General features: G+C 66.1%; 13 protein-coding genes, 1 tRNA gene and 1 pseudogene. 10 read left to right on the top strand and 5 right to left on the bottom strand.

What is annotated here, in order from left to right; genetic code table 11:
* Positions 1–175, top strand: a 175-nt coding sequence (locus tag ACX938_RS17845) for an EF-Tu C-terminal domain-related protein (protein ID WP_459431881.1), incomplete at its 5' end; no start/stop codon positions are given.
* Positions 176–348: 173 nt separating this feature from the next.
* On the opposite strand, the gene ACX938_RS17840 is transcribed toward ACX938_RS17845, so the two are convergent.
* From ACX938_RS17840 to ACX938_RS17825, 4 genes are all read right to left on the bottom strand, one after another.
* Entirely contained in the window at positions 349–576 is a 228-nt protein-coding gene (locus tag ACX938_RS17840; RefSeq protein WP_459432041.1) for a hypothetical protein, read from the bottom strand.
* Positions 577–678: 102 nt separating this feature from the next.
* Entirely contained in the window at positions 679–906 is a 228-nt protein-coding gene (locus ACX938_RS17835; RefSeq protein WP_232752608.1) for a hypothetical protein, read from the bottom strand.
* 102 nt (positions 907–1008) lie between these two features.
* A complete protein-coding gene (locus ACX938_RS17830) occupies positions 1009–1236 on the bottom strand; it encodes a hypothetical protein (protein ID WP_459432040.1) in 228 nt (75 codons plus the stop codon).
* An 85-nt stretch (positions 1237–1321) separates the two neighbouring features.
* Entirely contained in the window at positions 1322–1549 is a 228-nt protein-coding gene (locus tag ACX938_RS17825; RefSeq protein ID WP_232752606.1) for a hypothetical protein, read from the bottom strand.
* A gap of 477 nt (positions 1550–2026) precedes the next feature.
* Between ACX938_RS17825 and ACX938_RS17820 the strand changes: the two genes are divergently transcribed.
* Positions 2027–2102, top strand: a tRNA-Trp gene (locus ACX938_RS17820).
* A gap of 370 nt (positions 2103–2472) precedes the next feature.
* Here the strand turns inward: ACX938_RS17820 and ACX938_RS17815 are convergent.
* Complete coding sequence (locus tag ACX938_RS17815) at positions 2473–3054, bottom strand: hypothetical protein (RefSeq protein WP_232752605.1); 582 nt, start codon at positions 3052–3054, stop codon at positions 2473–2475.
* Between the two features lie 1290 nt (positions 3055–4344).
* On the opposite strand from ACX938_RS17815, the gene secE reads away from it, so the two are divergent.
* From secE to ACX938_RS17775, 8 genes and pseudogenes are all read left to right on the top strand, one after another.
* Positions 4345–4545 carry a preprotein translocase subunit SecE gene (gene secE, locus ACX938_RS17810; RefSeq protein ID WP_232752604.1) on the top strand — a complete coding sequence of 67 codons (201 nt, stop codon included), beginning with the start codon at positions 4345–4347 and terminating at the stop codon, positions 4543–4545.
* 150 nt (positions 4546–4695) lie between these two features.
* On the top strand, positions 4696–5229 hold the full coding sequence (nusG, locus tag ACX938_RS17805; RefSeq protein ID WP_232752603.1) for a transcription termination/antitermination protein NusG: 534 nt from the start codon (positions 4696–4698) through the stop codon (positions 5227–5229).
* 343 nt (positions 5230–5572) lie between these two features.
* Complete coding sequence (gene rplK / locus ACX938_RS17800; RefSeq protein ID WP_232752602.1) at positions 5573–6022, top strand: 50S ribosomal protein L11; 450 nt, start codon at positions 5573–5575, stop codon at positions 6020–6022.
* A 2-nt stretch (positions 6023–6024) separates the two neighbouring features.
* Positions 6025–6723 carry a 50S ribosomal protein L1 gene (gene rplA, locus ACX938_RS17795; protein WP_459432039.1) on the top strand — a complete coding sequence of 233 codons (699 nt, stop codon included), beginning with the start codon at positions 6025–6027 and terminating at the stop codon, positions 6721–6723.
* A 1337-nt stretch (positions 6724–8060) separates the two neighbouring features.
* Complete coding sequence (rplJ, locus tag ACX938_RS17790; RefSeq protein WP_232752639.1) at positions 8061–8579, top strand: 50S ribosomal protein L10; 519 nt, start codon at positions 8061–8063, stop codon at positions 8577–8579.
* A gap of 72 nt (positions 8580–8651) precedes the next feature.
* A complete protein-coding gene (gene rplL, locus ACX938_RS17785) occupies positions 8652–9035 on the top strand; it encodes a 50S ribosomal protein L7/L12 (protein WP_232752600.1) in 384 nt (127 codons plus the stop codon).
* Between the two features lie 260 nt (positions 9036–9295).
* A complete protein-coding gene (gene rpoB / locus ACX938_RS17780; protein ID WP_232752599.1) occupies positions 9296–13435 on the top strand; it encodes a DNA-directed RNA polymerase subunit beta in 4140 nt (1379 codons plus the stop codon).
* Between the two features lie 120 nt (positions 13436–13555).
* Positions 13556–14604: pseudogene (locus ACX938_RS17775) on the top strand (DNA-directed RNA polymerase subunit beta'); the annotation flags it as partial.

Raw genomic sequence — 14604 nt, 5'->3', positions numbered from 1 at the left:
CGTGACCGGCACCGTGACCCTTCCCGAGGGCACCGAGATGGTCATGCCGGGCGACAACCTGAAGTTCGACGTCGAGCTGATCGCGCCGATCGCCATGGAAGACGGCCTCCGCTTCGCGATCCGCGAAGGCGGCCGCACCGTCGGCTCGGGCGTCGTCTCGAAGATCGTCGAGTGATGCGTCTCACCGCCCGGCGCTGAGCCGCCGGGCGAAGGGACTTGGGGCCGCGCGAGGGTATCTCGCGCGGCCCTTTTCTTTTGCGCTGGGCTGTCTACCCGCGCCGCCCCCTCGGACAGCAAAAAGGCCGGCCCCCGAGGGGACCGGCCTTCCTTGCGTCTCAGCGCGGGAGATTACTGGTATTGGCCCACCAGGTTCTCCACCAGCGCGCGCTTCTCGGAGATGCTGTCGCCGCCGTGGATCACGTTCAGGACGGAGGCCGCTTCGGCGTCGGTCAGGGCCGAGGCGTCGACATTGGCGAAGGTTTCGATCTGGGCGATCTGCCCATCGGTCGCGGCCAGGGCGGCGGAGCCGGTGGCGGTTGCAAGGACGAGGGCGGCGAGGGTGGTTGCGGTTTTCATGACAAAGCTCCTTTGGAGGAATGGGAATTCAGGGAGGGAAGGGGAGAGGGCCCGCGGGGCGCCGCCTTGGGAGAGGAGCGGCGCCCGCGCGGAGCGGGGGGATTACTGGTACTTGCCGACCAGGTTCTCCACCAGCGCGCGCTTCTCGGAGATGCTGTCGCCGCCGTGGATCACGTTCAGGACGGAGGCCGCTTCGGCATCGGTCAGGGCCGAGGCGTCGACATTGGCGAAGTTTTCGATCTGGGCGATCTGCCCGTCGGTCGCGGCCAGGGCGGCGGAGCCGGTGGCGGTGGCGAGGACGAGGGCGGCGAGGGTGGTTGCGGTTTTCATGACAAAGCTCCTTTGGAGGAATGGGAATTCAGGGAGGGAAGGGGAGAGAGCCCGCGGGGCGCCGCCTTGGGAGAGGAGCGGCGCCCGCGCGGAGCGGGAGGATTACTGGTATTGGCCCACCAGGTTCTCCACCAGCGCACGCTTCTCGGAGATGCTGTCGCCGCCGTGGATCACGTTCAGGACGGAGGCCGCTTCGGCGTCGGTCAGGGCCGAGGCGTCGACATTGGCGAAGGTCTCGATCTGGGCGATCTGCCCGTCGGTCGCGGCCAGGGCGGCGGAGCCGGTGGCGGTGGCGAGGACGAGGGCGGCAAAGGTGGTTGCGGTTTTCATGGTCTGTCTCCTTGATTCGGTGTGAGGGTCTTTTGGGGAAGCTCCGGGCGCCGGGCCGCGGGGCGCGGCGCGCCGGAACGAGGGGTCAGCGGTACTGGCCGACCAGGTTCTGCACGAGCGAGCGCTTCTCGGAGATGCTGTCGCCGCCGTGGATGACGTTCAGCAGCGAGTTCACTTCGGCGTCGCTCAGGCCCGAGATGTCGACATTGGCGAAGCTCTCGATCTGGGCGACCTGCGCGTCGGAAGCGGCGAAGGCGGCCGAGCCGGTGGCGGCGGCGAGAACGAGGGCGGCGAAGGTGGTTGCGGTCTTCATGGTCTAGCTCCTTTTGGATCTGCCCGGGGGCGGCGCTGTGCCGCGAGGGCCTTGGTTGGGTCGAACGTTTCCGTCCGGTGCTCAGGACTTGGGGAGCGCCCGGGACCTCTGCCAATCACGGAAATCCTCGCGCCGGCTCACAGAGATGTGCCCTTGAAAAACGGCGGCGGATTCCGTTGCGCGGGGTCCGTGAAAAGCATTTTAAATCAAGTGGTTATACGCGGGATTTTGCCGGGGATCGGCCGGGGTCCGCCGCGCGATCGGGCGGCGGAGCGCAAAATGGTGGCGCTCACAGAATCTGTTCATCTGCGCACTGAAACACAGCTCACGACCCTGCTCCTGCGCGCTCACGCAGTCCGGCGCCGCAGCGCCCCGGGCGTGACGGATTGAAACGAAATCGGGCGGAAAGTTTGGCCGCCGGGGGCCGAATAGAGGCTTGAAACCCCGCCGCGCCGAGGGTATCCGGGGCCTCGTGATAGGGGTATAGCTCAGTTGGTAGAGCGACGGTCTCCAAAACCGTAGGTCGCGGGTTCGAGCCCTGCTGCCCCTGCCACTTTCCAGACAGTTTGATCGGCAGCGCCTGCGTGCGGGTGGGCGTCGGGGGCGTGGTTGTGCGTGGCGCAGGGCCCGGGGGCGCGTGTCGCAGGGTGCCGAGTGGGCGTGCTGCGTCGGTGTGGAGTGTGAGGCGGCACGGGGTGTGACCCGGCGCGGCAGTGCGGAGTGTGATGCGGCGGGCCTGTTTGCCGAGCGCCGATTTCATCCGTGCGCTGGCGCTGGGATAGCCGGTCCACGCGATGCCTCGCGCCGCGCCCGACCCACCATCCCCACCGACTGCGCCCCGAACACGAAAAAGGGCCCGCGCACTGGCGGGCCCTCTTCGTCGCGCGCGGGGGTGGAACCCCGCGCGGCGCTCTGTCGGTCGCTTACATCAGCAGGCCGGAGAGCTTGGCTTCGATGTCGCCGCGCATCTCGTTGCTGTTGATGATCGCCAGCGCCGAGGCAACTTCCTCGTTGCTGAGCGTCGTCACATCCACCTCGGGGGCGTACTGGTTGATCAGCGCCGCTTCACCGCGAGTGGCGTCATTGGCGTCGCTCATCGGGGTGTCGTCCTCGATCAGCAGCGCCTCGATGCGGGTCGCCTTGTCGCCGTCGTTCATCTGACTCTGGGCGGCCACGAGCGCCGCGTCGACGCGGGCCTGCGGCAGCATGGTGTAGTCGACGCCGTCGACATAGCCGTCGAGGATCGCGACCTCGGCTTCGGTCAGCATGGCCGAGCCGGACACTTCGCCTTCGCCATAGAGGGCGGTGAGCTGGCCGGTGATCTCCGAGCGGCTCTCGTTCGAGCGGATGACATTCATGGCGGTGGCCACTTCGGCGTCGCTCCAGGCCGAGATGTCGGCGTTCGGCAGATAGGTCTCGATCTGCGCGCGCTCGGCTTCGGTCGCGGCAAAGGCCGGTGCGGCCACGGCAAAGGTGAGGGCGGTTGCGGTCAGAATGCGTTTCATAACTGAACTCCTTTCGGTCCCGTTCTCTGTCTGTCGAACCCGCCGGGATGCGGCGGGCGGCGCGGTCATTCCTGCGCCGGTCTGGACAATGAACGGCGAGATGCGGGCGACGTTCCCCGGCCTCGCGAAAACCGGAGCGAATCTCACGTCGCCTTGAGGGTGCCTTGATCGCCGCGGCGTGGCACACACGCGGGCGCGTTCTTCTTAGATACGCGCGAGGCGGGGGAGGGGTGCAGTGTAAGAGAGGCGGGGGAGGGGGGGTGGTGTAATTGGTCGTGGAGGAAGATGCGCTGGTTGGTGGCGTGGAGTGGCGGGGTGGCAAAGCGGCTGAGTGGCCCGCGGTTGGAGGCAGGGGCTAGGTGGCTGGCGGTTGGGCGGGCAGCGGCTGGGCGGCTGGCGCGGCACCTCTATGCTGCGCGCTCCGCCCTCAAGCCTGACTCCGCGGCCGCGCATCGTTCCTCCCTCACGTTTCCGACCCCACCATCCGTCCCTGTGCCGTCGCGCCACTTGCGCCCGAATAGCATCGAAGATGCCGGGCGCGCGCCGGACCGGCCCGATGGGCCGGCGCTCTTGGGAGTGGCGTGCTTAGATCGCCCCTAGCCCTGACCTTGCCTGGATAAAGTGCACAGCTCGCAGGTCGGCAGCGCCGGCCCCCGGTCCGGCGCGCGCCCTCTGTTGCGTGGGTTTTGAGCGGGCAGGGGTTGTTTGGAGAGGTCGGCTGTCTGCGCAGGTGGTCCGCTCGTTTCTAAGCAGTCGCCCTCGTCGTTCAGGTGATGCTCAGCTCCGTCGAGGTCTCTCCCCGATCTGGGAGAGTTTTGCGCCTCTTGCGCCCGAATAGCACCGCAGGTGCCGGGCGCGCGCCGGACCGGCGCCTTGGGCCGGCGCTCTTGGGAGTGGTGTGCTTAGTTCGTCTCTCGTCCTGACCTTGTTGGGATAAAGTGCGTCGCTCTGAGGGCAGCAGCGCCGGCCCCCGGTCCGGCGCGCGCCCTCTGTCGGGCCTGTGGTGAGCGGTGGCAATAGCGGTGTGCATTGGCGTGGACCGGGGGCAGCGTGTTGGGGCAGGGCATGGAGGCGCGGCTCTTCGCTGGGCCGGGTTTGGGCATGACCCCCGCCATATGCCATCTGTCCGGTCGGACCGCCGTGCCGCAAACAAACCGACGCGCCCGCCTCTCAATCCCCCGCCAACACCCCCTCCCAAACCCCCTCCATCCCCCGCCTCCCACCGGAAGCGCTTGAAGTCGGGGCCCGGAGGCCGTATCTGCGGCGCGAAGCGCGAGAAAGAGGTCCGTCATGGCCAAGACCAATCCGATGCAGTTCGTCCAGCAGGTCCGTGCCGAGGTCAGCAAGGTTGTCTGGCCCACCCGGCGCGAGGTGCTGCTGACGACCGTCATGGTCTTCATCATGGCGACCCTGACGGCGATCTTCTTCGCCCTCGTCGACCTCGGCATCCGCAGCGGTCTGCAGGGCATCCTGAGCGTCTTCGGCGGCTGAACCGGCCCCGGCGAGACCGCTCTTGAAATCGGTCGAGCGGACTTGTAGTGGGTGCGCACTTCCGGGATGGGCGTGCAATGAGTCGCGTTGCACGCCGCTTTTCTATTCAGACACCCCGATCTGACGGGAACGAGATGAGGACAGAGCCTGATGGCGAAACGGTGGTATTCGGTTAGCGTTCTCTCGAATTTCGAGAAGAAGGTCGCCGAACAGATCCGGACAGCGGTGGCCGAGCAGGGTCTCGAGGACCGGATCGAAGAGGTCCTGGTGCCGACCGAAGAGGTCATCGAGGTGCGCCGTGGCAAGAAGGTCAACACCGAGCGCCGCTTCATGCCGGGCTACGTGCTGGTGCGCATGGAGATGTCCGACCAGGGCTATCACCTCATCAACTCGATCAACCGGGTGACCGGCTTTCTCGGCCCGCAGGGCCGGCCGATGCCGATGCGCGACGCCGAGGTCGAGGCGATCCTCGGCCGCGTCCAGGAAGGCGAGGAAGCGCCGCGCACGCTGATCCACTTCGAGGTCGGCGAGAAGGTCAAGGTCAACGACGGCCCCTTCGAGGACTTCGACGGCATGGTCGAGGGCGTGGACGAAGAGAACCAGCGCCTGCGCGTTTCGGTCTCGATCTTCGGCCGCGAGACCCCGGTCGAGCTGGAGTTCACCCAGGTGACCAAGCAGGGCTGAGGCCCGAAGCGACCCTCGGGGCCTGCCCGGTGCGGCGGGCCTCGGTCCTGGCGGCTCGGCCGTCATCCCCCAGCCCCAATGGCATGATCGCGGGCGCGCCCTGGCCGTATGGCCTCTGAGAGAGAGCCCGCAGGCATCCATGACCCCGGGCCGCGCGCTCGAAGCCCCTCTCCCAGATCAAGGCTTGCCGAATCCCGGACAGGGGTGTATCCGCGCGACCTGTCCCGGACCCCGGGACGGCTTCCGTTGTGGGAGGCGAGGGCGGCGCGCCGTCCGGACCAGACCACACAACATCAGTGCCGAGGGACGCGTCCCGCGGCAGTTGGAACAAAGGAGACGCCAAATGGCCAAGAAGCTTGCTGGCACGATGAAGCTGCAGATCCCTGCAGGCCAGGCAAACCCGAGCCCGCCGGTCGGCCCCGCGCTCGGTCAGCGTGGCATCAACATCATGGAATTCTGCAAGGCGTTCAACGCCAAGACGCAGGAGATGGAGCAGGGCGCCCCCTGCCCGACGCTGATCACCTACTACCAGGACAAGTCCTTCACGATGGAAATCAAGACGCCGCCGGCGTCTTATTACCTGAAGAAGGCCGCGGGCCTGAAGCCGGTCGGCAAGCGCAACCGTCCCCGCGGCGCCGAGAAGCCCGGTCGCGAGACCGTGGCGACCGTCACCCGCAAGCAGGTGCGCGAGATCGCCGAAGCCAAGATGCGCGACCTCTCGGCAACCGATGTCGAAAGCGCAATGAAAATCGTTCTGGGCTCGGCGAAGTCCATGGGTATCGAGGTGAAGTGAACATGGCAAAGCTCGGAAAACGCACCCGCGCCGCGCGTGAGGCCTTCGCCGGCAAGGAAAACCTGACCGTCGAGGAAGCCGTCTCGCTGATCAAGGCGAACGCCAAGACGAAGTTCGACCAGACGCTCGAGATCGCGATGAACCTCGGCGTCGACCCGCGCCACGCCGACCAGATGGTCCGCGGCGTCGTCGGCCTGCCGAACGGCACCGGCAAGACCGTGCGCGTGGCCGTCTTCGCCCGTGGCGCCAAGGCCGACGAGGCCAAGGAAGCCGGCGCGGATATCGTCGGCGCGGAAGACCTGATGGAGACCATCCAGAACGGCACCATCGAGTTCGATCGCTGCATCGCGACCCCGGACATGATGCCCGTCGTCGGCCGCCTGGGTAAGATCCTCGGCCCGCGCAACCTGATGCCGAACCCCAAGGTCGGCACCGTGACCATGGACGTCAAGGAAGCCATCGAGGCGGCCAAGGGCGGCCAGGTCCAGTTCAAGGCCGAGAAGGCCGGCGTCGTGCACGCGGGCGTGGGCAAGGTCTCCTTCGACGAGGCCAAGCTGGTGGAGAACGTGCGCGCCTTCGTGGACGCGGTCTCCAAGGCCAAGCCGGCCGGCGCCAAGGGCACCTACATGAAGAAGGTGTTCCTGTCCTCGACCATGGGCCCCGGCGTGACCGTGGACATCTCGAACGCCACCGGCAACTGAGCCTGCGGGTTCGTCAGGATAGAGATGAGGCGGGCGGTCTTTCGGGGCCGCCCGTTTTCTTTTGTGTCGGGGGAGGGGGGCTTTGGGCGTGTCGAGCGGTGTCGCGGGAGGCGGGGCGACTGGGGCGCATTGGAAGCTCGCGGCGGGGCTCCACGCACCCTGTTTCGTGGATCGGTGAGGGCGTGGGGAATTGGCGCGCCGCGGAAAGCGGATCAGGCGCCTGGCTCTCCACGCCCACTCTCACCCGCGCCTATCTTGCGCCCGAACAGCACCGAAGGTGCCGGGCGCGCGCCGGACCGGCCCCTCGGGCCGGCGCTCCTTGGGGTGGTGCGCCTAACTCACCCCTAGCCCTGACCTTGTTGGGATAAAGCGCTCTGCTCAGAGGTCAGTAGCGCCGGCCCCCGGCCCGGCGCGCGCCCTCTGTCGAGCTGGTGGAGAGGGTGGTGGGGCGGCACAAGGCGACAGCGCGTTGATCAAACCTCTCAGTTGGACGCCACGCTGGCGCCAAAGCGCCCGCTTGCGTCCGAAGAGCAAAAAAAGATGCAGCGCCAAGAACCCCGGGCGCCCCCTTGCGACCGAACAGCACCGAAGGTGCCGGGCGCGCGCCGGACCGGCCCCTTGGGCCGGCGCTCCTTGGGGTGGCGTGCTTAGATCGCCGCTAGTCCTGACCTTGTTGGGATAAAGCGCCTCGCTTAGAGGTCGGCAGCGCCGGCCCCCGGTCCGGCGCGCGCCCTCTGGAGGGAGGTTTGGCGATGGGGGAAGGGGCTCTTTGTGAGGGTGGGGGCCTCGGTCACTGGCGCTTGGCGGTCTTCGGAGAAAAGCGTGACGGGGTGAGCTGGTCTCGGCGGCTCTTGCTGTCCGGGTGACACTGGTCGTGGCCGGTGCGCTCCGATCGGCACTCGGTCTCCGAGACCACATCCTCACCCCCACACCTCAGTCCACAGCCCGCCCCACGCCGCCCCCAACCCCAACCCTCCGCCGACAGCCCCCCAAACCCCACCTCTTGACCGCTCCGCCCCCGCAGGGCAGACTTTGCGGGCTTCCCCGAGGTCGGTCGCGGTTTTCCGCCATCGGCCCCTTGGCAATTTTCCGGAAATTCACTACACGCAGGGTTCGAGGGCGCCTGTGCGATTCGCGGGAGCCCTCGTTTCGTCCGAGACGGTGGGTCGGCCCTGTGCCGGTAAATCCTGCCTGAGACGGGAAGAGCATTTCGATCCTGCGCTTCGCGAAGCGTCGGATCAGCGATTGCGACACCCCGTTCGGACCTGACCGCCGGACCTTTCGAGGTCCAGCAAAAAGAGCCGGAGGGGAAACCCTCCATGAATTGGAGTGAAACTGTGGATAGAGCCCAGAAAGAGAAAGTGGTCGAGGAACTCGGCCAGATCTTCGAAAGCTCTGGCGTTGTGGTGGTTGCCCACTACGAAGGTCTCACGGTTGCCCAGATGCAGGATCTCCGGGGTCGCGCGCGCGATGCCGGTGCTTCCGTCCGCGTCGCCAAGAACCGGCTCGCAAAGATCGCTCTCGAGGGCAAGCAGTGCGAAAGCATCACGCAATACCTCGAGGGCATGACGGTCCTCACCTATTCCGAAGACCCCGTGGCAGCCGCCAAGGTGGTCGAGGATTTCGCCAAGGATAATGCCAAGCTGCAGATCCTCGGCGGTGCCATGGGTGGCGACCATCTGGACCGGGCCGGTGTCGAAGCCGTGTCGAAGATGCCCTCGCGCGACGAGCTTATCGCTCAGATCGCGAGCTGCATCGGGGCACCCGCTTCGAACATCGCCGGTGCGATCGGCGCGCCTGCTTCGAACATCGCTTCCATCCTTTCCACGATCGAGGAAAAGGCCGAAGCGGCTTAAGGCATCCATGCAGATCATCGTGGGGTTGCAAACCGCACGTTGGGACACATCTAGTTACGGAAAGAAGTCACAATGGCTGATCTGAAGAAACTCGCAGAAGAAATCGTCAACCTGACGCTTCTCGAAGCCCAGGAACTCAAGACCATCCTCAAGGATGAATACGACATCGAGCCCGCCTCCGGCGGTGCCGTGATGGTCGCAGGCGGCGCCGGTGGCGACGCAGGCGGCGCGGCTGCCGAAGAGCAGACCGAATTCGACGTCATCCTGAAGTCGGCCGGCGCATCCAAGATCAACGTGATCAAGGAAGTCCGCGGCATCACCGGCCTTGGCCTCAAGGAAGCCAAGGAACTGGTCGAAGCCGGCGGCAAAGCCGTCAAGGAGCAGGTCTCCAAGGACGAAGCCGAAGAGATCAAGAAGAAGCTCGAAGACGCAGGCGCGGAAATCGAGCTCAAGTAATCCGGCGCGGAGGCGGTTCGCGCCGCTTCCGACCGCGACACGCTTTCGGCTGGATCCGGAGAAATCCGGGTCCAGCCAAGCCTGTCTCAGAGAGGCCCCTCGGTGAGCCGGGGCTTTTCTCAGGCAAGGCTTCTTCGATCGGGAGGCTTCTGGTGGGACAGGGGCCGGGAATGGATCGAAGCTTTCCTTCTCGGTTGAGCGCGCGCCCGGAGCCCGACGGGCCCGCGCTCGGAAGAGACACTGAAAGGTGACAAGCGACCATGGCGCAATCCTTCCTTGGCCAGAAACGTCTTCGCAAATATTACGGCAAGATCCGCGAAGTGCAGGAGATGCCGAACCTGATCGAGGTCCAGAAGCGGTCCTACGATCTGTTCCTGAAATCCGGCGACCAGCCTGCCCCCGTCGACGGCGAGGGCATCAAGGGCGTGTTCCAGTCGGTCTTCCCGATCAAGGACTTCAACGAGACCGCGGTGCTCGAGTTCGTCGACTACGAGCTCGAGAAGCCGAAGTACGACGTCGACGAATGCCAGCAGCGCGACATGACCTATTCGGCCCCGCTGAAGGTCACCCTGCGGCTGATCGTCTTCGATGTCGACGAGGACACGGGCGCCAAGTCGGTCAAGGACATCAAGGAGCAGGACGTCTTCATGGGCGACATGCCCCTGATGACGCCCAACGGCACCTTCATCGTCAACGGCACCGAGCGGGTGATCGTCTCCCAGATGCACCGCTCGCCGGGCGTCTTCTTCGACCATGACAAGGGCAAGACGCATTCCTCGGGCAAGCTGCTGTTCGCCTGCCGCATCATTCCCTACCGCGGCTCCTGGCTGGACTTCGAGTTCGACGCCAAGGACATCGTCTTCGCGCGCATCGACCGCCGCCGGAAGCTTCCCGTGACCACGCTCCTCTACGCGCTTGGTCTCGACCAGGAAGCGATCATGGACGCCTATTACAACACGGTCGACTTCAGCCTCGACAAGGGCAAGGGCTGGGTCACCAAGTTCTTCCCCGACCGGGTGCGCGGCACGCGGCCGACCTATGACCTCGTGGACGCGGGCACCGGCGAGGTGATCGCCGAGGCGGGCAAGAAGGTCACGCCGCGCGCGGTCAAGAAGCTCAAGGACGAGGGCAAGGTCGAGAACCTGCTGGTGCCCTTCGACCATATCGTCGGCAAGTTCGTCGCCAAGGACATCATCAACGAGGAAACCGGCGCGATATACGTCGAGGCCGGCGACGAGCTGACCTGGACCGTCGACAAGGACGGCGAAGTGACCGGCGGCACCCTCAAGGAGCTGATGGATGCCGGCGTGACCGAGATCCCGGTCCTCGACATCGACAACATCAACGTGGGTCCGTACATGCGGAACACCATGGCGCAGGACAAGAACATGAACCGCGAAAGCGCGCTCATGGACATCTACCGCGTCATGCGTCCGGGCGAGCCGCCCACGGTCGAGGCCGCCTCGGCGCTCTTCGACACGCTGTTCTTCGACGGCGAGCGTTATGATCTCTCGGCCGTCGGCCGGGTGAAGATGAACATGCGTCTCGCGCTCGAGAAGCCCGACACCCAGCGCACGCTAGACCGCGAGGACATCGTCGCCTGCATCAAGGCGCTGGTGGAGCTGCGCGACGGCAAGGGCGAGGTCGACGACATCGACCACCTCGGCAACCGCCGGGTGCGCTCGGTCGGCGAGCTGATGGAGAACCAGTACCGCGTGGGTCTCTTGCGCATGGAGCGCGCCATCAAGGAGCGCATGTCCTCGGTCGAGATCGACACGGTCATGCCGCAGGACCTGATCAACGCCAAGCCCGCCGCCGCCGCGGTGCGCGAGTTCTTCGGCTCCTCGCAGCTGTCGCAGTTCATGGACCAGACCAACCCGCTGTCGGAAGTGACGCACAAGCGCCGCCTCTCGGCCCTCGGGCCCGGCGGTCTGACCCGCGAGCGTGCCGGCTTCGAGGTCCGCGACGTGCATCCGACGCACTACGGCCGGATGTGCCCGATCGAGACGCCGGAAGGTCCGAACATCGGCCTGATCAACTCGCTCGCCACCTTCGCGCGGGTGAACAAATACGGCTTCATCGAGACCCCCTACCGCGTGGTCAACGAAGGGCAGGTGACGGACGAGGTCCGCTACATGTCCGCCACCGAGGAGATGCGCCACACCATCGCGCAGGCCAACGCCGTGCTCGACGAGAGCGGCAAGTTCGTCAACGAGCTGGTCAACACCCGCCAGGCGGGCGACTACACGCTGGCGCCCTCGGGTGACGTCGACCTGATCGACGTCTCGCCGAAGCAGCTGGTCTCGGTCGCGGCCTCGCTGATCCCGTTCCTCGAGAACGACGACGCGAACCGCGCGCTGATGGGCTCGAACATGCAGCGGCAGGCCGTGCCGACGCTGCGCTCCGAGGCGCCGCTGGTCGGCACCGGCATCGAGGGCATCGTCGCCCGCGACTCCGGTGCGGCGATCATGGCCCGCCGCGGCGGCGTGATCGACCAGGTCGACGCCATGCGCATCGTGGTCCGCGCGACGGAAGACCTCGAGCCCGGCGACCCGGGCGTCGACATCTACCGCCTGCGCAAGTTCCAGCGCTCGAACCAGAACACCTGCATCAACCAGCGCCCCCAGGTGACGGTGGGCCAGCAGGTCGAGAAGGGCGAAGTGATCGCCGACGGTCCCTCCACCGACATGGGGGAACTGGCGCTCGGCAAGAACGTCATCGTCGCCTTCATGCCCTGGAACGGCTACAACTACGAGGACTCGATCCTGATCTCCGAGCGCATCGCGCAGGACGACGTGTTCACCTCCGTGCACATCGAGGAATTCGAAGTGGCGGCGCGCGACACCAAGCTCGGGCCGGAAGAGATCACCCGCGACATCCCCAACGTCGGCGAGGAGGCGCTCCGCAACCTCGACGAGGCGGGCATCGTCTACATCGGCGCCGACGTGGAGCCGGGCGACATTCTCGTGGGTAAGATCACGCCGAAGGGCGAAAGCCCGATGACGCCGGAGGAGAAACTGCTCCGCGCCATCTTCGGCGAGAAGGCCTCGGACGTGCGCGACACCTCGCTGCGCGTGAAGCCGGGCGACTACGGCACCGTCGTGGAGGTCCGCGTCTTCAATCGTCACGGCGTCGAGAAGGACGAGCGCGCGCTGCAGATCGAGCGCGAAGAGATCGAACAGCTGGCGCGCGACCGCGACGACGAGCTGGCGATCCTCGACCGCAACATCTACGCGCGTCTCAAGACCATGATCCTCGGCAAGACCGCGGTGAAGGGTCCCAAGGGCGTGAAGGCCAACTCCGAGATCACCGAGGAGCTGCTGGACAGCCTGACCCGCGGTCAGTGGTGGCAGCTCGCGCTCGGCGAGGAAGAGGACGCCAAGCACGTCGAGGCCCTGAACGAGCAGTACGAGGCGCAGAAGCGCGCGCTCGACGCCCGCTTCGACGACAAGGTCGAAAAGGTGCGCCGGGGCGACGACCTGCCGCCGGGCGTGATGAAGATGGTCAAGGTCTTCGTCGCGGTGAAGCGCAAGCTGCAGCCGGGCGACAAGATGGCCGGCCGTCACGGCAACAAGGGCGTGATCTCGCGCGTGGTGCCGATCGAGGACATGCCGTTCCTCGGCGATGGCACGCCGGTCGACTTCTGCCTCAACCCGCTCGGCGTGCCGAGCCGGATGAACGTCGGTCAGATCCTCGAGACCCACATGGGCTGGGCCGCGCGCGGCCTCGGCATCAAGGTCGACGAGGCGCTGCAGGACTACCGCCGTTCGGGCGACCTGACGCCGGTCCGCGAAGCCATGCACAACGCCTATGGCGATGATGTCTACGACGAGGGCATCAAGGACATGGACGAGCAGCGCCTGCTCGAGGCGGCCGCCAATGTGACCCGCGGTGTGCCGATCGCCACCCCGGTCTTCGACGGTGCGAAAGAGCCCGACGTCAACGACGCGCTGACCCGCGCGGGCTTTGACGAGAGCGGCCAGTCGATCCTCTTCGACGGGCGCACGGGCGAGCAGTTCGCACGGCCGGTGACCGTCGGCGTGAAGTACCTGCTGAAGCTGCACCACCTGGTGGACGACAAGATCCACGCGCGCTCGACCGGCCCCTACAGCCTGGTCACGCAGCAGCCGCTCGGCGGCAAGGCGCAGTTCGGCGGTCAGCGCTTCGGCGAGATGGAGGTCTGGGCCCTGGAAGCCTACGGCGCGGCCTACACCCTGCAGGAGATGCTGACGGTGAAGTCCGACGACGTGGCAGGCCGGACCAAGGTCTACGAGTCGATCGTCAAGGGCGAGGACAACTTCGAGGCCGGCGTGCCGGAATCGTTCAACGTGCTCGTCAAGGAGGTCCGGGGTCTGGGCCTCAACATGGAACTCCTGGATGCGGAGGAAGACGAGGAGTGACGCGCTCCCCCGGCGCGGGGCCCCTGGCCCCGCCCCGGTTTCCGCGCGGAAACCGGTTGGAATTTCACGAAAATTCCCGCCGCTCCTCCCCCCGCACCCTCTGAACTTTGAGGATTTGAGATGAACCAGGAAATCACCAACAACCCGTTCAACCCGCTGACCCCGCAAAAGGCCTTTGACGAGATCAAGGTGTCGCTCGCGTCGCCCGAACGGATTCTCAGCTGGTCCTTCGGCGAGATCAAGAAGCCCGAGACGATCAACTACCGCACGTTCAAGCCCGAGCGTGACGGGTTGTTCTGCGCGCGCATCTTCGGCCCGATCAAGGACTACGAGTGCCTCTGCGGCAAGTACAAGCGCATGAAGTATCGTGGCGTCGTCTGCGAGAAATGCGGCGTCGAGGTCACCCTCCAGAAGGTGCGCCGCGAGCGCATGGGCCACATCGAGCTGGCCGCGCCCTGCGCCCACATCTGGTTCCTGAAGTCGCTGCCCTCGCGCATCGGCCTGATGCTGGACATGACCCTGCGCGACCTCGAGCGGATTCTCTACTTCGAGAACTACGTCGTGATCGAGCCGGGCCTGACCGACCTGACCTACGGCCAACTGATGACCGAGGACGAGTTCCTCGACGCGCAGGACCAGTACGGCATGGACGCCTTCACCGCCAACATCGGCGCCGAGGCGATCCGCGAGATGCTGTCGCAGATCGACCTCGAGGCCGAGGCCGAGCAGCTGCGCGAGGAGCTGAAGGAAGCCACCGGCGAGCTGAAGCCCAAGAAGATCATCAAGCGTCTGAAAGTGGTCGAGAACTTCCTCGAGAGCGGCAACCGCCCCGAGTGGATGATCATGACCGTGATTCCGGTCATTCCGCCGGAACTGCGCCCGCTGGTGCCGCTGGACGGCGGCCGCTTCGCGACCTCGGACCTGAACGACCTCTATCGCCGGGTGATCAACCGCAACAACCGCCTCAAGCGCCTGATCGAACTGCGCGCGCCGGACATCATCGTCCGCAACGAGAAGCGGATGCTGCAGGAATCCGTCGACGCCCTGTTCGACAACGGCCGCCGCGGCCGGGTCATCACCGGCGCCAACAAGCGCCCGCTGAAGTCGCTCTCGGACATGCTCAAGGGCAAGCAGGGCCGGTTCCGTCAGAACCTGCTCGGCAAGCGCGT

This window comes from Roseivivax sp. (assembly GCF_054552075.1).
Note: the sequence above shows the minus strand (reverse complement) of the source record. Positions and strands in the feature narration are given on the sequence as shown.